The organism is Rhodospirillaceae bacterium (genome assembly GCA_016722635.1).
Taxonomy (GTDB): Bacteria; Pseudomonadota; Alphaproteobacteria; order JAEUKQ01; family JAEUKQ01; genus JAEUKQ01.
Map to the genome: position 1 here is coordinate 542500 of JADKIX010000010.1, position 19308 is coordinate 561807.

Annotated in this window: 15 protein-coding genes and 2 tRNA genes; 15 read left to right on the plus strand and 2 right to left on the minus strand. The window is 43.3% G+C overall.

All coding sequences use genetic code 11. The features are described from left to right. The first annotated feature begins 33 nt into the window (after positions 1 to 33). Both rpoC and IPP67_06965 read left to right on the plus strand, forming a co-directional pair. Entirely contained in the window at positions 34 to 4188 is a 4155-nt protein-coding gene (rpoC, locus tag IPP67_06960) for a DNA-directed RNA polymerase subunit beta' (GenBank protein ID MBL0338893.1), read from the plus strand. Between the two features lie 479 nt (positions 4189 to 4667). Beyond that, entirely contained in the window at positions 4668 to 6749 is a 2082-nt protein-coding gene (locus IPP67_06965; GenBank protein ID MBL0338894.1) for a sodium-translocating pyrophosphatase, read from the plus strand. A 139-nt stretch (positions 6750 to 6888) separates the two neighbouring features. Here the strand turns inward: IPP67_06965 and IPP67_06970 are convergent, their stop codons facing one another. Continuing rightward, entirely contained in the window at positions 6889 to 7332 is a 444-nt protein-coding gene (locus tag IPP67_06970) for an outer membrane protein assembly factor BamE (protein ID MBL0338895.1), read from the minus strand. 131 nt (positions 7333 to 7463) lie between these two features. Between IPP67_06970 and IPP67_06975 the strand changes: the two genes are divergently transcribed. The 11 genes from IPP67_06975 to IPP67_07025 all read left to right on the plus strand — a co-directional run bounded on the left by IPP67_06975 (position 7464) and on the right by IPP67_07025 (position 16516). After that, the gene (locus IPP67_06975) at positions 7464 to 7991 is read left to right on the plus strand and encodes a ubiquinol-cytochrome C chaperone family protein (GenBank protein MBL0338896.1); all 528 of its coding nucleotides are present in this window, start codon (positions 7464 to 7466) and stop codon (positions 7989 to 7991) included. Positions 7992 to 8018: 27 nt separating this feature from the next. Continuing rightward, positions 8019 to 8453 carry a hypothetical protein gene (locus IPP67_06980; protein ID MBL0338897.1) on the plus strand — a complete coding sequence of 145 codons (435 nt, stop codon included), beginning with the start codon at positions 8019 to 8021 and terminating at the stop codon, positions 8451 to 8453. A gap of 570 nt (positions 8454 to 9023) precedes the next feature. After that, positions 9024 to 9221, plus strand: coding sequence for a 50S ribosomal protein L32 (gene rpmF, locus IPP67_06985; GenBank protein ID MBL0338898.1), 198 nt, complete (start codon positions 9024 to 9026; stop codon positions 9219 to 9221). Between the two features lie 41 nt (positions 9222 to 9262). Continuing rightward, on the plus strand, positions 9263 to 10318 hold the full coding sequence (gene plsX, locus IPP67_06990) for a phosphate acyltransferase PlsX (protein MBL0338899.1): 1056 nt from the start codon (positions 9263 to 9265) through the stop codon (positions 10316 to 10318). Then, complete coding sequence (locus tag IPP67_06995) at positions 10315 to 11277, plus strand: ketoacyl-ACP synthase III (protein ID MBL0338900.1); 963 nt, start codon at positions 10315 to 10317, stop codon at positions 11275 to 11277. Before plsX ends, IPP67_06995 begins: the two co-directional genes overlap by 4 nt. Positions 11278 to 11416: 139 nt before the next feature. Next, on the plus strand, positions 11417 to 11725 hold the full coding sequence (locus tag IPP67_07000) for an integration host factor subunit alpha (protein MBL0338901.1): 309 nt from the start codon (positions 11417 to 11419) through the stop codon (positions 11723 to 11725). 10 nt (positions 11726 to 11735) lie between these two features. Further along, positions 11736 to 12272: a MerR family transcriptional regulator gene (locus IPP67_07005; GenBank protein ID MBL0338902.1), complete on the plus strand. Its 537-nt coding sequence runs from the start codon at positions 11736 to 11738 to the stop codon at positions 12270 to 12272. A 66-nt stretch (positions 12273 to 12338) separates the two neighbouring features. Further along, positions 12339 to 12415: transfer RNA gene (locus IPP67_07010), tRNA-Pro, on the plus strand. Positions 12416 to 12633: 218 nt separating this feature from the next. After that, on the plus strand, positions 12634 to 14166 hold the full coding sequence (locus tag IPP67_07015; GenBank protein MBL0338903.1) for an acyl-CoA carboxylase subunit beta: 1533 nt from the start codon (positions 12634 to 12636) through the stop codon (positions 14164 to 14166). A gap of 73 nt (positions 14167 to 14239) precedes the next feature. Then, positions 14240 to 16234, plus strand: coding sequence for an acetyl/propionyl/methylcrotonyl-CoA carboxylase subunit alpha (locus IPP67_07020; GenBank protein MBL0338904.1), 1995 nt, complete (start codon positions 14240 to 14242; stop codon positions 16232 to 16234). Positions 16235 to 16237: 3 nt separating this feature from the next. Beyond that, positions 16238 to 16516 (plus strand): acylphosphatase, encoded by a 279-nt coding sequence (locus IPP67_07025; GenBank protein MBL0338905.1) that lies wholly within the window; start codon positions 16238 to 16240, stop codon positions 16514 to 16516. Here the strand turns inward: IPP67_07025 and IPP67_07030 are convergent. Further along, positions 16513 to 17376 (minus strand): diaminopimelate epimerase, encoded by an 864-nt coding sequence (locus tag IPP67_07030; protein ID MBL0338906.1) that lies wholly within the window; start codon positions 17374 to 17376, stop codon positions 16513 to 16515. The genes IPP67_07025 and IPP67_07030 overlap by 4 nt on opposite strands. A gap of 163 nt (positions 17377 to 17539) precedes the next feature. On the opposite strand from IPP67_07030, the gene IPP67_07035 reads away from it, so the two are divergent. Both IPP67_07035 and IPP67_07040 read left to right on the plus strand, forming a co-directional pair. Then, positions 17540 to 17615 (plus strand) — tRNA-His (locus tag IPP67_07035). Positions 17616 to 17765: 150 nt separating this feature from the next. Further along, positions 17766 to 19253, plus strand: a complete 1488-nt coding sequence (locus tag IPP67_07040) for a DUF4139 domain-containing protein (protein MBL0338907.1) — start codon at positions 17766 to 17768, stop codon at positions 19251 to 19253. The last annotated feature ends 55 nt before the right edge of the window (positions 19254 to 19308 follow it).

The window sequence follows — 19308 nt, forward strand, 5'->3', positions numbered from 1 at the left end:
TTATAATGCAATAATGATCAAGGATATCATATAATGAACCAAGTGATGAATGTTTTGGGACAAGTTAACCGTCCGCAAAGCTTTGATGAAATTAGGATCTCAATTGCTAATCCGGAACAGGTGCGTTCTTGGTCTTTTGGAGAAATAAAGAAACCGGAAACTATTAATTACCGGACTTTCAAACCTGAAAAAGACGGGTTGTTTTGTGCGCGTATTTTTGGGCCGATCAAGGATTATGAGTGTCTTTGCGGTAAATACAAACGGATGAAATACCGCGGGATTGTTTGTGAAAAGTGCGGGGTTGAGGTAACTTTATCTAAAGTTCGCCGTGAACGCATGGGCCATATTGAGCTGGCTTCACCTGTGGCACATATTTGGTTAATGAAATCGTTGCCAAGTCGCATCGGGTTGCTCTTGGATATGACACTGAAGGATTTGGAAAAAGTCCTTTATTTCGAAAATTATGTGGTGATAGAACCAGGGCTTACTTCTTTGCGCCAGCATCAGATGCTCAGTGAAGAAGAATTTATGACCGCCCAAGATGAGTTCGGTGCGGATAATTTTCAAGCCGGTATTGGTGCGGAAGCCATACGTACCATGCTGATGGCGATTGACTTGAAGAGTGAATATGAGCAAATGCGGGTTGAACTGAAAGATGTCAGTTCGGAAGCGAAGAGGAAAAAGCTGGTTAAAAGGTTAAAACTGGCCGAAGCCTTTTTAGATTCCAATACAAAACCCGAATGGATGATTTTAGAAGTTATCCCCGTGATCCCGCCAGAATTAAGGCCGCTGGTTCCCTTGGATGGGGGGCGGTTTGCCACTTCTGACCTAAATGATTTGTATCGTCGGGTCATTAACCGTAATAATCGGTTAAAGCGGCTGATCGAATTGCGGGCGCCGGATATTATTGTCCGCAATGAAAAACGTATGTTGCAAGAATCGGTCGATGCTTTGTTTGACAATGGCCGGAGAGGGCGCGTCATTACGGGCGCCAATAAACGGCCGCTTAAATCCTTAGCGGACATGCTAAAGGGAAAACAAGGTCGGTTCCGGCAAAACTTGCTTGGTAAGCGGGTGGATTATTCTGGCCGTTCTGTTATCGTGGTTGGTCCTGAGTTAAAATTGCATCAATGCGGGTTGCCTAAAAAAATGGCTTTGGAATTATTCAAACCATTTATTTATGCCAAACTCGAATTATATGGCTACGCCAGCACTATTAAGGCTGCTCGCCGGATGGTCGAAAAAGAGCGACCGGAAGTTTGGGATATTTTAGAAGAAGTTATCCGCGAACATCCCGTCCTTTTGAATAGGGCGCCTACTTTGCATCGCTTGGGAATCCAAGCATTTGAGCCCGTATTAATTGAGGGTAAAGCTATTCAGTTGCACCCCTTGGTTTGCACGGCTTTCAACGCTGACTTCGACGGGGACCAGATGGCTGTCCATGTGCCTTTATCGTTAGAAGCACAGTTGGAAGCTCGCGTGCTGATGATGTCAACCAACAATATTTTATCACCAGCCAATGGTAAACCCATCATTGTGCCAAGCCAAGACATTGTTTTGGGTATCTATTACTTAACGATGGAAGGCCGGAAAGATGAACCAGGTTTAGGCAAGGCGTTCAGCACACCCTCAGAAGTTGTTCAAGCTCTTGAGGCGAAAGCGATCAGCTTGCATGCCCCTATTAAAGTTCGGATTAAGACTAAGGGTAAAGATGGCCAAGAGATTAACAAATTAATTCAAACGACCGCAGGCCGGTTATTTGTCAATACGTTAATTCCTGAGCATCCAGAATTGCCCTTGGAATTAACCAACAGGTTGCTAACTAAAAAAGATATAGCGAACGTTCTTGAGGCTGTGTACCGCCATCGTGGGCAAAAAGAATGCGTTATATTTGCTGATAGGCTGATGGCACTAGGCTTCAGCTATGCCTGTAAGGCGGGCATATCATTCGGTAAAGATGATTTAATCATTCCCAAATCGAAAACCAAGTTGGTTGCCGATGCCCGGACAAAAGTTAAGGAATATGAGCAGCAATACCAAGACGGCTTAATCACCCAAGGTGAAAAATACAATAAGGTGGTTGACGTTTGGTCCAGCTGTACGGAACGGGTGGCTGAAGAAATGATGAAAGCTATGTCAGAAAATGCCAAAGGCGCCCAGATTAACTCCGTTTATATGATGGCCCATTCAGGTGCGCGCGGATCGGCTGCACAGATTAAACAGCTGGCTGGTATGCGCGGCTTAATGGCTAAACCATCTGGAGAGATCATTGAATCTCCGATTATTTCAAATTTCAAGGAAGGTTTAACGGTTCTTGAATACTTTAACTCTACCCACGGGGCACGGAAGGGACTAGCGGATACTGCTTTAAAAACAGCTAACTCCGGTTATTTGACCCGCCGATTGGTTGATGTTGCCCAAGATGCAATTATTACCGAAGTCGATTGTCATACCACTAAAGGCTTAACGGTTAAAGCGTTGGTTGAAGGTGGCGATGTGGTTTCATCCTTGATTGAACGTATTTTAGGAAGGGTTGCAGCCGTTGACGTTATTGATCCCTTGTCCGGCAAAGTAATTATATCAGCAGGAACAATGTTTGACGAACGGATAGTCGAATTAGTTGATCGGGCGGGGGTTGAAACAATTAAAATTCGCTCTGCCCTTACTTGTGAAACGAAATTCGGACTTTGCTCACAATGTTATGGGCGTGATTTAGCCCGTGGCACAAAAGTGAATATTGGCGAAGCAGTGGGTGTGATTGCCGCGCAGTCAATCGGTGAGCCAGGTACGCAGCTTACCATGCGGACTTTCCACATTGGCGGAGCGGCACAGCGTGGTGCCGAACAATCCAGTGTTGAAGCGGTATTGGACGGGACAGTGGTGATCCGCCAACAGAACGCGGCAAGCGCAGGAAAAAAGACGGCAATTGTTATGACCAGAAATGCTGAAATTGTCATGTTAGATCAGGCCAACCGGGAGCGTGCTCGCCACCGGGTGCCGTATGGGGCAAGGTTGCTTGTCAAGGACGGTGCGGTGGTTACCAAAGGGACAAAATTGGCCGAATGGGATCCTTATACTTTGCCCATTATTACGGAACAAGAAGGAATAGTTAAATATGTCGATTTGGTGGAAGGCACGACCTTCCGTGAAATCGTGGATGAAACAACAGGGATTGCCAGTCGTGTGGTTGTGGATTGGAAACAGCAACCAAGGAGTGGTGAACTTCGCCCGAGGATTGTGATCTGTAATAAAAAAGGCCAGCCTTTAACCTTGTCCAATGGGATGGAAGCCAGATATTTCTTATCAGCCGATGCCATTCTTTCCATTGAAGATGGGACAGCGGTAAAAGCCGGAGATGTTTTGGCACGTATCCCACGGGAAAGCATGAAGACGCGCGATATTACCGGGGGATTACCGAGGGTTGCAGAATTGTTTGAGGCACGCCGTCCAAAAGACCATGCGATTATCAGTGAAATCGATGGCCGCGTTGAATTTGGTAAGGATTATAAAACCAAAAGACGTATTTTGATTGTGCCGACCGATCCCACACAACAACCGCTGGAGTACCTGATTCCTAAAGGGCGTCATGTCAGTGTCCAGGAAGGGGATCTTATTCAAAAGGGCGATCTCTTGATGGATGGTAACCCAGTTCCGCATGACATCTTAAGTGTTGTGGGGGTTGAGGAGCTTGCAAATTATCTGATTAATGAAATTCAGGAAGTTTATCGGTTACAGGGTGTTAAAATTAACGATAAGCATATTGAAGTGATCATTCGCCAAATGTTACAAAAAGTGGAAATCACTGACCCTGGCGAGACAACTTTCTTAAGTGGTGAACAAGTTGATCATCAGGAATTTGAAGAAGAAAATGATAAGGCCTTAAAAGCAGGTGGTCGTCTTGCGGAAGCTAAGGCAGTTCTGCAAGGGATTACCAAAGCCAGTCTGCAAACACGTTCATTTATTTCAGCGGCTTCTTTCCAAGAAACAACGCGTGTTTTAACCGAAGCAGCAGTTGCAGGTAAGGTTGATCGATTGATCGGCTTGAAAGAAAACGTGATTGTCGGCCGATTGGTGCCAGCGGGAACAGGCGGCACGATCGAAAAGATGCGTAAGCTTGCTGCAGAGCGTGATAAGGGGGGTGTCCTACAGCCAACAACGATCCCGTCGATAGCACAACCTGCCGAATAGGAGAGTTGAGGGTCTTTAGAAAAATGGGCGCGTGTTATTTTAAGTAATAATGTCGCGCCCAAATTTCATGAAGATCACTTTTTGTCAAATGTTCAGAAAGTTCCTTGAAAAACTTTTTTGCAATTTTAAGGGGTTTCTGATCTAGGCACTTACCCGTAAAAACATGTTAGAACACGTTAAAAATAATCTTAAATTGCCAACAGATATTTAGTCTATAATCGCTAAATAATTCTCATCGCTCACCCATCATTTTAGCTGATTATTTCAAATCATCTTGAAAGTTAGCTGGGATAAATAGGCTTCCTAAAGTCATCAGAGGCGCTTTCAGCAAAATAATCACATTTATATGAAAGAAAATCTTATTTGCACTCTTGACGAGAGGGCAATTCTCGAGGAAAACAAAATCCATGAGGTTTAGTTTCATACGTTTTAATTTACAAGGTTGATTGCTTTGCAACCAAAAAGAAAGAACACAAATAATGACAACAGCTTATAGTATTATCATAGGTTGCGGCTTAATTGCCTTGGCTTATGGTATTTATGCGACAATCGTAATTATGAAAGCCGATACCGGCAATGAGCGGATGAGAGAAATTGCGGCAGCTATTCAAGAAGGTGCCCGTGCTTATCTGAACCGCCAATATTTAACCATTGCTCTAGTTGGCATTGTCATTGGGGCTGGTCTTTATTGGGCTTTAGGGCAATATGTAACCATTGGATTTGCCGTGGGTGCAATTTTGTCCGGGGTTGCTGGGTATATCGGCATGAACATTTCTGTTCGGGCGAATGTCAGGACAGCGGAGGCCGCACGCCATGGATTGGCGCCAGCTTTGAAGGTTGCTGTTCAAGCAGGTACGATCACCGGTATGTTGGTTGTTGGTTTGGGCCTTTTGGGTGTGGTTGGTTATTATATGCTATTGAAACAACAGGATTTAACCGGTCGTCAGGTTATTGAAGCGTTGGTTGCCCTTAGTTTTGGGGCTTCTCTCATTTCTATTTTTGCGCGGTTAGGTGGTGGAATATTTACCAAAGGTGCGGATGTGGGCGCCGATTTGGTGGGTAAAATTGAAGCTGGAATTCCCGAGGATGATCCGCGTAACCCCGCTGTTATTGCTGACAATGTGGGAGATAATGTGGGGGATTGCGCTGGGATGGCTGCTGATCTTTTCGAAACATATGCCGTAACAATGGTAGCAACGATGTTATTGGCATCTATTTTCTTTATAGATCCTGTGTTGCAAGAACAAATGATGTTGTTGCCGCTTTTAATTGGCGGCGCTTGTATTTTGGCGTCTGTTGTCGGGGTGTTTTTTATCCGTTTGGGACGCAAGCAAAAAATTATGCAAGCCTTGTATAAGGGATTGGTCGCTACAGGAGTCATATCGGCAGTTCTTATAGCCGGTTTATTATGGTGGCAATTGGGTTTTGATACACAATATCAAATCGGTTCAATCACCATCACCGGTCTAAAATTATTTGGCTGTAGTTTGATCGGTTTGCTTGTCACAGGTTTATTGGTTTGGGTAACAGAATATTATACCGCAACCAATTACCGGCCTGTCCGTTCCATTGCCAAAGCATCAACAACTGGCCATGCCACCAATATGATCCAGGGATTGGCCATATCGATGGAAGCATGTGCGTTACCAGTTCTGATCATTTCTGCAGCTATCATTGGGTCTTATATTTTGGCCGGATTGTTTGGTATTGCGATTGCTGCCACGACCATGTTGGCGTTGGCCGGAATGATTGTGACCTTGGACGCATATGGCCCTGTCACGGATAATGCGGGCGGTATTGCCGAAATGTCCAACCTGCCAGAAGATGTTCGTCACACAACCGATGCCTTGGATGCTGTCGGAAACACCACCAAAGCGGTTACCAAGGGATATGCAATCGGTTCAGCTGGCTTGGCGGCGTTGGTTCTATTTGGTGCGTATACGGAAGATCTACATCATTATTTTCCAAATCTTTCGATACAATTTGTCCTGCAAGATCCCTATGTGGTCATCGGCTTATTTATCGGTGGCATTTTGCCCTTCTTATTCGGGGCAATGGGCATGATGGCGGTGGGAAGATCAGCCGGATCGGTGGTCGTTGAAGTGCGTAGGCAATTTAAGGAAATACCGGGTATTATGGAAGGTACGGCAAAGCCAGATTATAAGCGTGCAGTGGATTTGTTAACCCGTTCTGCTATTAAGGAAATGATTATCCCATCCTTATTGCCGGTGTTAGCGCCTGTAGTTTTATATTTTGTTATTTACGGCACCATTGGGCAAGTGGAAGCCCTAACTTCCTTAGGGGCCATGTTGCTTGGCACCATCGTGACCGGGTTATTTGTAGCCATTCAAATGACATCAGGTGGTGGCGCTTGGGATAATGCTAAGAAATACATTGAATCCGGCCAACATGGGGGCAAGGGCTCGGCTGCTCATAAGGCAGCCATAACGGGTGATACCGTTGGTGATCCGTACAAGGATACAGCGGGACCAGCAATTAACCCGATGATTAAAATTATTAATATTGTTGCTTTGTTACTGTTGGCGGTCTTAGCTCGCTAATCAGCTGCTATTGAATGCAGGAAAACCCCCTTTGAAAAAAACAAAGGGGGTTTTTTATCTAACTACTCGGTTTTTAATTTTAAAAGAGCATTGCTTGACGATTGCTTATTCTGAGACTAAAAAAAAACAATTAAAATTTTTAAGGTTTTGTAAATTTTCCTAAATTACCTAAGAGTTGTTGCAAGAAAGTTAATTCTTGACCTTCGGTTGGGGTAGTCCTCTTGACCGGATCAATAATTTTTCCGTCTTCTAAACGATACACATTAATTTTGCTAACCAAGCCGTTCTTATCGAAGGCAACAGCAACAACTTGCTGATCAATTAATTTGGGGCGGAAAAAGGCCAAACTTGAAGTCTTACCACCCACATAATACCAGCGTTCGGAAGAAAAAGTGGCCACGTTGGTGGGCGATCCAAAACGCCTTAAGATATCATTTTTTGAAAGCTTTTCACTTTGAGCCGCTGCGATATCTTGGGGATCAATCAGATTGCCTCGTACGTCAATCCTTGGATTACAGGCGTATAACAAGCTTGTTAAAGTCAGGGTGCATAGAGTTAACGGAAAAGAATATTTTTGTTTCATGTTACCTTCAGTGCAATTATGTTAAAGATGTTGTCTTGCTTATACCTCCCAACCCATTATCCAGGCAAGAAGAAATAAATCGAACAGTAGAAATAGCAACAGAACACTAATAGTAAGATAGTTAAAGAAAAATGATTAATTTTTGGCGCCGCATTCGCCTTCATCAGCAACAAATCGGTCATTTATATCAAATGATTATAGGGCAAAGTCGTTCTGTAGAAATATATCAAGCTTTTTCTATTCCTGATACTATTGACGGACGATATGAAGTATTAGTGCTGCATACTTGGTTAATTTTGCAAAGATTACGAAATACCACTAACCAACAAGCGAAGAAAATCAGCCAAGGGATTTTTGATTCCTTGATTACTGATTTTGATCTAAGCCTTAAAGAAATAGGGGTAGGGGATAAGAAATTAGGCAAACAAGTTCGATTTATGGTGAAGGGTGCGTATGGCAGGTTTCATGCTTATGATCAATCTTGGGGTCAACCATCTTTATTTCTTGAGGCATTAACACGTAATTTTTTTGGCGCTTCTGCACCTTCCCCCGAACAGATTGACAAAGCGTATCATTATATCTTGGATGCAAGCGAAATATTAAAAAATATGACGGATGATCAATTGGTAAGTGGCAATTTTATTTGGCCAATGGTATAAAAAATATAAAATAAATGGAAGGAAACGATGGTTATTAAAAACGAATTCAGCCGCTTGCTGGCGCTTGATCAATTACACCAAAAGCCTATGGAACGTACAATTAAAGCAAATTCCGACGAGATGAATTTGTTAGCAAAGCGGTTTGATCTTTTTAAAATCAGTAAATTAGAGGCTAAACTATCTGTAGGATATACCGCCCAACGTGATTTGGAAATCAAGGGCCATCTTGTAGCGGATTTCCAACAAAAAAATGTTAAAACCCTTCAACCAATTGCTAAAGCAGTTAACAAAGAATTTGTTGTTACCTTTGTAAAAGAAAGGGATCATACCATTGACAATATTGAGGAGGACAGTCTGGAACTGCTAAAAAACTGGGTTATCGACGGTGAACTGGACATCGGAGAAATTGTGGTGCAGGAGTTTTCCGATGAGGTTGATTTGTATCCCGGTATAGAAGATTAAGGGATAAATAAAGACAAATAAAAAAGCCGCGGATAAGGCAAATGCGGCTTTCTTAGTAAAATAAGACGGTAAATATATATACTATATGGATCGTCTTTCAATTATTGGCTTGAAAATACTTTATATTGGCCATTATCGCGAGGGTTACTCGTACAAGCGGCTGTAAGCGAAGATACCGCAACAACCATTAAAAAACTGAGAAATATTTTTTTCATAACTTATACCTTTCATTATTATTAAGCAGTCGTATCACTGCTTATCCCCACTTTTACCTATAACATACAATTAACGAAATGCCAAATTATAGATGGCCAACGGGCCAAATGAAATTTATTCCCTGATATAAAAGGTTAACCAACGATGACTAAAATAATAAATGTTGTTGTTTGTCTTCAGGAGGATATGATAATCTGGCTAGATATGAAGAAGATCATGGAGCCAACGGGTTGAAACGAAAAGATTTTTTAAAAACTACCTGTTTAAGCTTGTATAAAAACAATCTTTTCGCTAAAAATGGCAAACAATTTCTTCAATCTTGAGTAACTATTATATCTTAGAAAGTTTTATATTATGGCAGTTCCTAAAAAGAAAACATCAAAATCACGGCGAAACATGCGGCGTGCGCATGACGCATTATCACTTGTCATGGCGGTGGAATGCTCAAATTGCGGAGAGATGAAAAAACCCCATCACATTTGTGCCTCTTGCGGTCATTATGATGGCAAATCTGTAGTCAGCGTGAAAACGACTGCAACCGCAGCCGAGTAGATGTTTCATTATTAAGAATAAATGAATAAGGCGAAATTCCCTTGAGTGATGCTATCACTATAGCGCTTGATGCAATGGGTGGGGATTATGCTCCTGAGATTGTTATCAAGGGGGCGTTGATTGCTCGAGGGCGTTTTCCCAATTTACGTTATTTGATTTTTGGTGACGAACGTCTCATCCAGCCATTGCTTAACAAATACAGCGGTCTGGTTGATGTGTCTACCATTGTGCACACAACCCAGGTGGTCCGCGGTGAGGACAAGCCGTCTGTGGCCCTGCGCAACAGTCGTGAAAGTAGTATGCGGCTAGCTATCGAGGCTGTGTCTGAAGGAAAATCTTCTGCTATGGTGTCAGCCGGTAATACGGGTGCCTTAATGGCTATGTCAAAAATAGTATTAAGAACATTGCCAGGCATCGATCGCCCCGCCATGGCCTCTTATTTCCCCACCATGAAAGGGGAAAGTGTCATGTTAGATTTAGGGGCGAATGTCCAGTATGATACGGCTAACCTTTTACAATTTGCATTGATGGGCAGCGTTTTTGCAACCGCTGTTTTAGGGATTCGTAAACCGATTGTCGGTTTATTGAATGTGGGATCAGAGGAAGTCAAAGGTAACGAAATTGTCCGGGAAACCCATGCAATCTTAAAAAACATCAAGCTGCCAGGCCATTATCATGGGTTCATTGAAGGTGATGATATTGCCAAAGGAACGGTTGACGTTATTGTCACCGATGGGTTTACCGGTAACATTGTCTTAAAATCAATCGAGGGGACGGCCAAGCTGATCTCGGAATTTTTGAAACAAACATTCCGTAGTTCATTTCTTGCCCAAATTGGTTATTTATTTGCCCGGCCCGCGTTAAACACCTTAAAAGTCCGGGTTGATCCCCGTCGTTATAATGGCGCTATATTCTTAGGGCTTAATGGGGTGGCTGTTAAAAGCCATGGTAGCACGGATGCTATTGGTTTTGCCAATGCCATAGGTGTTGCAGCGAATATGGTCATCCATCATGCAATAGATAAAATTAAACATGATTATGAATTAATTAAAGATTCGATGAAACCCGCGCTCGTTCATCCAGCGGTTCAATCATGACCATCCGTTCCGTTATTTTGGGTTGTGGGGGGTATTTGCCTGAAAAAATCTTAAGTAATGAAGAGTTATCAGGAAAACTTGAAACCACGGATGAATGGATCCAACAAAGAACGGGTATCAAACAACGGCATTTGGCTGCAAAAGGCGAAAAAACCTCTGATATGGCGGTTAAAGCGGCCCAGATTGCAATGAAAAAAGCCAATATAACAGCAGCAGACATCGATTTAATTATTTTGGCAACGACCACCCCTGACCGGACTTTTCCGGCAACCGCTGTTACCGTTCAGGCTAAATTGGGAATTGAGCGAGGTTTTGCGTTTGATATTCAGGCGGTGTGTTCAGGTTTTGTCTACGCCTTGGCAGTGGCCGACAATTTTATCCGATTACAGCAAGTGAAGCATGCGCTGGTTATTGGTGCAGAAGTATTTTCATCCTTATTAGATTGGCAGGATCGTTCTACCTGTGTTTTATTTGGGGATGGGGCTGGCGCCGTTGTTTTAAAAGGTCAAGAAAGCGATAGCCGGGGAATATTATCCACGCATTTATTTGCCGACGGTCGTTATGAGGAAATGCTGTTTGTTGATGGCGGCCCCGGATCCACGGGGCTGGTTGGCAAAGTTAAGATGGTGGGAAAAGAAGTTTTTAAGCACGCCGTCCAAAAAATGGAACAGGCTGTGCGGACAGGTTTGGAACACCATAAACTATCCGTTGCTGATTTGGATTGGCTGGTTCCGCATCAGGCTAACAAACGAATTATTGAGGCGGTTGGCGATAGGTTGAAATTGCCTATTGAAAAAGTGATTGTGACCGTTGACCTTCATGCCAATACTTCTGCGGCGTCTATTCCTTTGGCTTTGGCTGAAGCAACGGCCGATGGGCGGATTAAGAAAGGTGATTTGGTCATGTTGGAAGCCTTAGGTGGCGGATTCACCTGGGGCTCTGCCTTGATACGTTGGTAAAATATTTGCTAAAATATCATGATATTAAGAAAAAAATAATCCTTGTTTCTTATAAAAACAATTGATATGAAGATATAGGATTAATATGAAGATATAAGAATATGTAGTTGATTTTGCTTATAAAAAAATTTATGGACCTATGGATCAAGACCAACCATCTCAACAGACATTGACACGGGCTGATTTAAGTCAGGAGATTTATTACCAAATGGGCTTTTCCAGGGTGGAATCAATTCGTTTGGTTGAGGATATTTTTGAAATTATTGCGGGTAATCTCGAACAGGGCAAAGATGTAAAAATTAGCGGTTTTGGAACATTTGCCATCAAATCAAAAAATATGCGGATTGGCCGCAATCCAAAAACGGGCGAGAAAGTTTATATAACACCTAGGAAGGTTCTCAGTTTTAGGTCGTCTCCTTTGTTAAAAAATAAAATTAACGTAACGTAGAAAAAACATAATGCGTCAAAAACTTGCAAGATCGCTTCCATCACCGGGGGGCACCGATTCTCCGGCCCAGATAAACCCAGAAGACCAGTCCTTGCGGGTTCAAAGGGCTAAGTTTGATAAAGCTGAAACTGCTTACCGAACCATTAGTGAGGTTTCTGAAGAGCTGTCCATACCCCAACATGTTTTACGGTTTTGGGAATCAAAATTTACCGTTATAAAACCAATTAAACGTGGCGGTGGGCGGCGTTATTATAAACCGGATGATATTCAATCACTAAAAATTATTCAACGGTTGTTATATGAGCAGGGATATACCATTAAAGGCGTGCAGCGGATGATAAGTGAGCGAGGATTGAAGCCCATTGATTACCCTGTGTCTCGTGTAAGTCGTTCTGTTGGACAGCCTGCATTGCCTGGCAATTCATTTACACAAAATGCAGCACAAGGAAATGACGAGAAAAATCTGTCTGAAGTTGATTCCCTAAAAGAAGTGCTTGGAGAGTTAAAAGAGTTGAAAAACAAGCTGAATAAATTGTTTGAATCGTAATGATGCAATTCTTGGCTTGACAAATTTTGATAAAAAACTCTTATGGGATGACAATGATAAAAATAACGGAGCGTAGCGCAGCCTGGTAGCGCATCACACTGGGGGTGTGGGGGTCGTGGGTTCAAATCCCGCCGCTCCGACCATTTTTATCACTAGACTTTTGTTTCTTTCGTTAATCATTTTGACAAAACCCCATCTTATTTTTACCTTAGTAGGAACGAAGACCCCATTGGGGTGTTGGGATGATTTACTTTTTGCTCATATGATTGGTTAGATGGTTATCAAAAGTTAATAAGATTGCGGCAAAGGTTTTTTATCCAATTCAACAACCTACCCTTAATCATCAGAACAGGTTATCAGAATGCGTGATGTACTAGAACAACTTGAAAAAAAACGTGCTGCGGCTAGGTTGGGCGGTGGCGAGCAACGCATCCGTGCACAACATGCAAAAGGGAAATTGACCGCACGCGAACGCTTAGAGGTATTACTAGATCCGCATTCCTTTGAAGAATGGGATATGTTTAAGGAACATCGTTGCCATGATTTCGGGCTTGATCAACAACAAATTCCTGGCGACGGGGTGGTAATCGGTCACGGAACTATTTACGGACGCAAGGTGTTTGTTTTTAGCCAAGATTTTACCGTATTCGGTGGGTCATTAAGCGAAACCCAGGCAGAAAAAATATGCAAGGTGATGGATCAAGCGATAAAGCTTGGGATACCGCTGATTGGCATCAATGATTCGGGTGGGGCGCGTATCCAAGAAGGGGTTGCGTCCCTGGCCGGTTACGCAGAGGTTTTTCAGCGAAATATTCTAGCCTCTGGCGTCATTCCCCAAATATCCTTGGTGATGGGGCCTTGTGCTGGGGGGGCTGTCTATTCCCCTGCCATAACGGATTTTGTTTTTATGGTACGGGAATCGTCCTATATGTATGTGACGGGCCCTGATGTTGTCAAAACAGTAACCCATGAAACCGTTAGCCATGAGGAGTTGGGTGGGGCAACAACGCATACCACGAAATCAGGCGTGGCAGATTTGGCTTTTGATCATGACATCCAGGCTTTATTGCAAGTTCGCAGGTTATATGATTTTCTACCTTTATCCAACCGCCATCCCCTTCCCATCAAAAAATCGGCCAAGGTTACTGATAAACCCGACTTTTCTTTGGATACCCTTATCCCTAAAAACCCTAATAAGCCTTATGATATGAAAGAATTGATCCTGAAGGTTGTGGATGGGGAAGATTTTTTTGAAATACAGCCGGATTTCGCCAAAAATATTATCGTGGGATTTGCCAGGATGGACGGGATCCCTGTAGGGGTGGTAGCCAACCAACCCACCGTTTTAGCGGGTTGTTTAGACATTGATGCTTCAAGGAAAGCTGCCCGTTTTGTGCGTTTTTGCGATTGTTTTAACATTCCCTTGGTCACTTTCGTGGATGTTCCGGGTTTTATGCCGGGAACATCGCAGGAATATAATGGTATTATTAAACATGGGGCAAAACTTTTATTTGCTTACGGGGAAGCAACCGTTCCTAAAATTACCGTAATCACCCGTAAAGCCTATGGTGGCGCTTATGATGTGATGAGTTCAAAGCATTTGCGGGGTGATGTTAATTATGCTTGGCCCACCGCAGAGATTGCTGTCATGGGACCTAAGGGGGCGGTAGAAATTATTTTTAGGACTGATATCCAAGATCAGGCCAAAATTGCCCAACGTACCGAAGAATATCGCCAAAAATTTGCCAATCCTTTTATTGTGGCTAAACGCGGTTTTATTGATGATGTGATTATGCCCCATGGAACCAGGCGCAGGATTTGCCGTGCTTTACATTTATTGCAAGATAAAAAGCTTCAAAACCCTTGGAAAAAGCATGACAATATTCCCCTCTAGCCAAGTGAATGATCTAACTGGGCGGATTTCTGTAATCTTTATTTAATGATGCTGGATGAATAAGGTATAAGGAATGTTTAAAAAAATACTGATTGCTAATCGTGGGGAAATTGCCCGTCGGGTTATTCGCACTGCCCAACGTATGGGAATTAAAACTGTTGCCGTATATTCTGAAATTGATAGTGATGCCTGCCATGTTAGGGAAGCGGATGAGGCTGTTTTGATAGGTGGTGCCCCCTCTAACCAAAGCTATTTGGTGATGGAAAAAATCATTGACGCTATCCGCCAAACGGGTGCGGAGGCCGTGCATCCAGGCTATGGATTTTTATCAGAAAAACCGGCTTTTGCGGCCGCTGTGAAAGCAGCGGGCGCGGTTTTTATAGGCCCTCCCAGTACAGCAATTGCGGCCATGGGGGATAAAATTGAATCAAAAAAATTGGCCCAAAAAGCTGGGGTGACAACTGTGCCAGGGTATCTGGGTACTATCACTGATGAAGCCCAGGCTTTACGTATTGCCAAAGAAATCGGATATCCTGTTATCGTCAAAGCCTCTGCCGGTGGTGGGGGTAAAGGCATGCGGATTGCTTGGAATGAGCAGCAATTATTTGAGGGTTTAAGATTGGCGCGTAGTGAGGCAAAAAATAGTTTTGCCGATGATCGTGTTTTTTTAGAAAAATATATCCAACAACCCCGGCATATTGAAATACAAATTCTGGCTGACCAGCATGGAAAAACGTTGTATTTAGGGGAAAGAGAATGTTCCATTCAGCGTCGTCACCAAAAAGTTATTGAAGAATGCCCAAGCCCTTTCCTTGATGAAAAGACCCGCCGGATGATGGGTGAACAAGCGGTAGGATTGGCTAAGGCAGTAGGGTATCAATCAGCTGGGACGGTTGAATTTGTTGTTGATCCGCAACGGAATTTTTATTTCCTGGAAATGAACACGCGTTTGCAAGTCGAACATCCTGTGACAGAACTGGTTTTAGGATTGGATTTAGTGGAGTGGATGATCCGAATTGCACATGGCGAAAAAATTCCCTTTACCCAGCAAGATATCCGTATGAAAGGGTGGGCGATTGAAGCCCGTTTTTATGCCGAAGATCCGCAACGCGGCTTTTTACCATCAATCGGCCGACTAACCCATTATCTGCAGCCGCCGACGAATAAGAATATCCGCGTCGATAGCGGGGTGGATGAGGGCAGTGAAATATCGGTTTATTATGATCCCATGATTGCCAAGGTTTGTTCTTATGGGGATACACGGACAGAGGCGGCCTATCACTTAAGGCAAGCATTAGACCGTTTTGTCGTGAGAGGGATTTCGCACAATGCTTTGTTTTTGTCCAACGTTTTAGGAAAACAAAAATTTATTGAGGGCAAGTTAAGCACTGCTTTTATCCAAGAGGAATTTCCTGAAGGGTTCCATGTTCCGTCACATCCGGTTTCGATGCTTCCCGCATTAACCGCTCTCGCAAGCTTGCTATATTATTTGCAGGAATGTCATATTGATCCGTCGCTGTCCCAATTCGGGATTTTATCAGACACGGGTGACATTCGCTTGGTGGTTTTTCAGGCAAAACAACAGCTGTCCGTCATCATTAACAGATCGCATACATCAAAGGATTACCAGGTAACCATCAATCAGCAGGTGTATTCGATTAGTTTAGACCTGTCAGATACCAAACTGCTGTTAATAGGGTCAATTAATCAACAACCTGTTGTGGTGCAGGTGGAATATTTGGGAAATAATGGCTATCGGCTGAGTAGCCAAGGGGCACAAACTGACTTTCATGTGTATTTGCCCCATATTGCCAATTTAATGCAATGGATGCCGGAAAGAAAATTGGCTGACCGGTCAAAAATGCTGTCATCCCCCATGCCTGGGATGTTAACCTCACTTACCGTGAAAGAGGGGGAAGAGGTTAAAATAGGGCAGGAGTTATTGGTTTTAGAAGCCATGAAAATGGAAAATATTATCCGGGCGGAACGCAATGGAAAAATCAAAAAAATCCACGCAAAAGCCGGTGAAACGCTGGCAGTTGACCAAATGATATTGGAATTTGAATAACTGATGCGGCAAGCCATCCAAATAACTATCCATGGGCTTGTGCAGAAGGTTGGCTACCGCGAATGGCTGCGAAAGCAAGCGAAAAATTACCAAGTCGTGGGCTGGGTTAAAAATTTACCGGTAGGTACTGTCCTGGCTTTGCTGATAGGCGAGGATGAATCCTTACAAAAATTAATCCAAGATTGCTACCGTGGGCCATCGTTGGCTACTGTCCAAAAAATTGACCAACAAAAAATGTTGTTGCCAAGCCCTTTGCCTCTTATTTTTGAAATCGTTCCCTAAATATCTTGCCAGCTCCCATCAGGCCAATATTGACTAAGCCATTCGGGGCTTATGAACCCTTGTGCGATGATCATGGTAGGGCCGCTTAGGAACAGGTCACTTACTAGATGATTTTTCATATGGAATTCTACCGCCAGTTCACCCCCTGGGGTGGATAAATGAACCGGGGATGGCAAGGAATATCGGTAATGGCTGATGATGGCTGCCGCAACCGCACCTGTTCCACAAGAAAGTGTTTCCTGTTCAACACCCCGCTCGAAGGTCCTGATAGCAATCCTACCATTTGGTAAAGATTGGATAAAATTAACATTGGTGCCGTGAGGGGAAAAATGGGGATGCCACCGCAATTCTTGTCCCAATTCCGCGACCGGCAATTTTTTTATGTCCATGTTAGTTAGGCCGACTACCAAATGGGGGACGCCCGTGTCCAGAAAATCAAGTGATTGAAAATAGGGATTGGTTTGGGATAAATCCAGATTGAATTGCGGTTGTTGTAGCAAAGGAATCTCAACACGAAAATGGCTATTATCAAGCCTATACACGGATAATATGCCAGCGTCCGTTAAAATTTTTGTGTGATCCTTGAAAAAACCAAGTTCATAGCCGTAACGGGCAGCACAGCGTAAGCCGTTTCCACAAAGTTTGCCGTCGCTGCCGTCCGCATTCAAATAGGTCATTTTAAATGAAGTAGCTTGATCAGGGGTTGGTTCTATTAAAATGAAGCCGTCAGCGCCCACACCCCAATGTTCATGACAAATATACCGGCTGAAAGAAGCTTTTATAACATTTAGCTTCTGCCCCTGATCATGAATGAGGATAAAACTATTGCCGCAGCCATGAATTTTTACAAAAGATAGCATGAAAAACCTTATATTAGTCTAAAGGATTAGAATCAGGATATGTCTAAAACACATCTTTATTCTGAGATTATAAGATAATAAATTACGATTTATAGCTTTCCTATGCAAGTTACACTTGACCTTTGGGGTGTAAAATTTGTATGTGTAGCATCTGTGGTATATGGCGGGCGTAGCTCAGTTGGTAGAGCTCCAGATTGTGGTTCTGGCTGTCGCGGGTTCGATCCCCGTCGCTCGCCCCACTACTTTCATTATTTATTCTCCCGATCAGATGATTTTCAAAACAGGCTGGGGTGCTTTAGCGTCCATATTCCTGCTTGCCATGTTTTTGACATAATTGTGAATCACAATTGAATAAATTCGGTATTTAATCTTGGCAAACAGGTATTCACATGAACATCGGCTATTCTAAAATCGCAACCTCCTTATTTGCAATATTTCCGCTGATGGCTGGGTTAGGCGCTTTATCAGCCCAGGAGACGCCCTCAATTCCAACTATCCAGACGGGGGTTGCGGTCACCATTTATAATCAAAATCTGGCTATGGTGAAAGACCAGCGGCATTATTCTCAACGCAATACGGTCAATGATCTGGTTTTTTCAGGAGTTAGTGATCAAATTCGTCCAGAAACAGCGTTGCTGCAAAATCTGACGGATGGGGAAGACATTACTGTTCTGGAGCAAAATTTTAATTATGATTTATTGACACCAGCGCAATTGCTTGAAAAATCGGTCGGGCAAATCGTGCAGGTGGTAATGTGGGATGAGGCAGCAAAACAGGAAAAAACTGTTGATGCATTAGTCTTAAGCACAGCTGAAGGGATTGTCTTGAAAATAGGCGACCGGATTGAAACAGAAATTCCCGGCCGCATCATTTATAAATCCATACCGGCGGGCCTGCGCCCCATTCCCACCTTAACCTTAAAAATCAATCAAGTTAGCCACCGTGCTATGAAGGAACAATTGCCAACGGAAGTGCAATTAAGTTATCTAACAGGTGGCTTGTCCTGGCAAGCGGATTATGTGGCCAAATTAAATGCAGATGAAACGCGGTTGGATTTAACCGGTTTTGTTACCCTGACCAATGAAACCGCCGTAACTTTTGAAAATGCCCAATTACAATTGGTGGCTGGGGATTTAAACCTGATTGAAACGGATACGGTTGAGGAATTTGAGGATATTAAGGATTATGACGATAGCCCAGAGCAAGAACGTATGACAGAGGAGGCCCTTTTCGAATATCATTTATATAGTTTGCCGCGTTTAACCACCATTCGCTCCAACCAAACCAAACAGGTAAGCTTATTAGCAGCGTCCTCCGTTGCTGTCGGGAAACAATATGTTTTTAATAATTTGATCACAGGTGCGGAATGGGAGGGTGAGGATAGCAACGAAATCGCTGAAATAATCGCCCATCCTGCTGTTATCCTAAAACTTTTGAATAATACCGAAAACGGCCTTGGCATGCCTTTGCCCAAAGGGACCGTTCGTCTATACAAAAACGATCAACGTGGCCAACCAATTTTTGTGGGGGAAGACTTGATTGCCCACACCCCCGTCAATGAAACAGTCAACTTGCAATTGGGATATGCTTTCGACCTAACCGCCCATCTGAAAGCCACCAATTATCATATGGTCAATGACACCATGGTGGATATCAGCTATGAGGTTGTTTTCCATAATGCCAAATCTGAACCTGTCACGATTATCATGAACGAAAATGCTGGGGAAATTGATTATAGTTGGGAAATAACCCAGGAAAATTATCCTGGCCAACAATTATCCGCCCAATCATGGCAATGGACAATCCCTGTTCCGGCCAATGGCAGCGCCACTCTTCAATTAAGTTTCCGCGCCAGTTGGGATGAAAATGACGACTAAAGTCATCTAAAAAATAAGTCTTTGCTGTTTAAAGAATAATGAGACGTATGAAGGA

Bases quoted from the DNA above. Each gene is read 5' to 3' on its own strand.
- rpoC (MBL0338893.1), top strand. From the start codon at position 34: ATGAACCAAGTGATGAATGTTTTGGGACAAGTTAACCGTCCGCAAAGC.
- IPP67_06965 (MBL0338894.1), top strand. From the start codon at position 4,668: ATGACAACAGCTTATAGTATTATCATAGGTTGCGGCTTAATTGCCTTG.
- IPP67_06970 (MBL0338895.1), bottom strand. From the start codon at position 7,332: ATGAAACAAAAATATTCTTTTCCGTTAACTCTATGCACCCTGACTTTA.
- IPP67_06975 (MBL0338896.1), top strand. From the start codon at position 7,464: ATGATTAATTTTTGGCGCCGCATTCGCCTTCATCAGCAACAAATCGGT.
- IPP67_06980 (MBL0338897.1), top strand. From the start codon at position 8,019: ATGGTTATTAAAAACGAATTCAGCCGCTTGCTGGCGCTTGATCAATTA.
- rpmF (MBL0338898.1), top strand. From the start codon at position 9,024: ATGGCAGTTCCTAAAAAGAAAACATCAAAATCACGGCGAAACATGCGG.
- IPP67_06995 (MBL0338900.1), top strand. From the start codon at position 10,315: ATGACCATCCGTTCCGTTATTTTGGGTTGTGGGGGGTATTTGCCTGAA.
- IPP67_07000 (MBL0338901.1), top strand. From the start codon at position 11,417: ATGGATCAAGACCAACCATCTCAACAGACATTGACACGGGCTGATTTA.
- IPP67_07005 (MBL0338902.1), top strand. From the start codon at position 11,736: ATGCGTCAAAAACTTGCAAGATCGCTTCCATCACCGGGGGGCACCGAT.
- IPP67_07015 (MBL0338903.1), top strand. From the start codon at position 12,634: ATGCGTGATGTACTAGAACAACTTGAAAAAAAACGTGCTGCGGCTAGG.
- IPP67_07020 (MBL0338904.1), top strand. From the start codon at position 14,240: ATGTTTAAAAAAATACTGATTGCTAATCGTGGGGAAATTGCCCGTCGG.
- IPP67_07025 (MBL0338905.1), top strand. From the start codon at position 16,238: ATGCGGCAAGCCATCCAAATAACTATCCATGGGCTTGTGCAGAAGGTT.
- IPP67_07030 (MBL0338906.1), bottom strand. From the start codon at position 17,376: ATGCTATCTTTTGTAAAAATTCATGGCTGCGGCAATAGTTTTATCCTC.
- IPP67_07040 (MBL0338907.1), top strand. From the start codon at position 17,766: ATGAACATCGGCTATTCTAAAATCGCAACCTCCTTATTTGCAATATTT.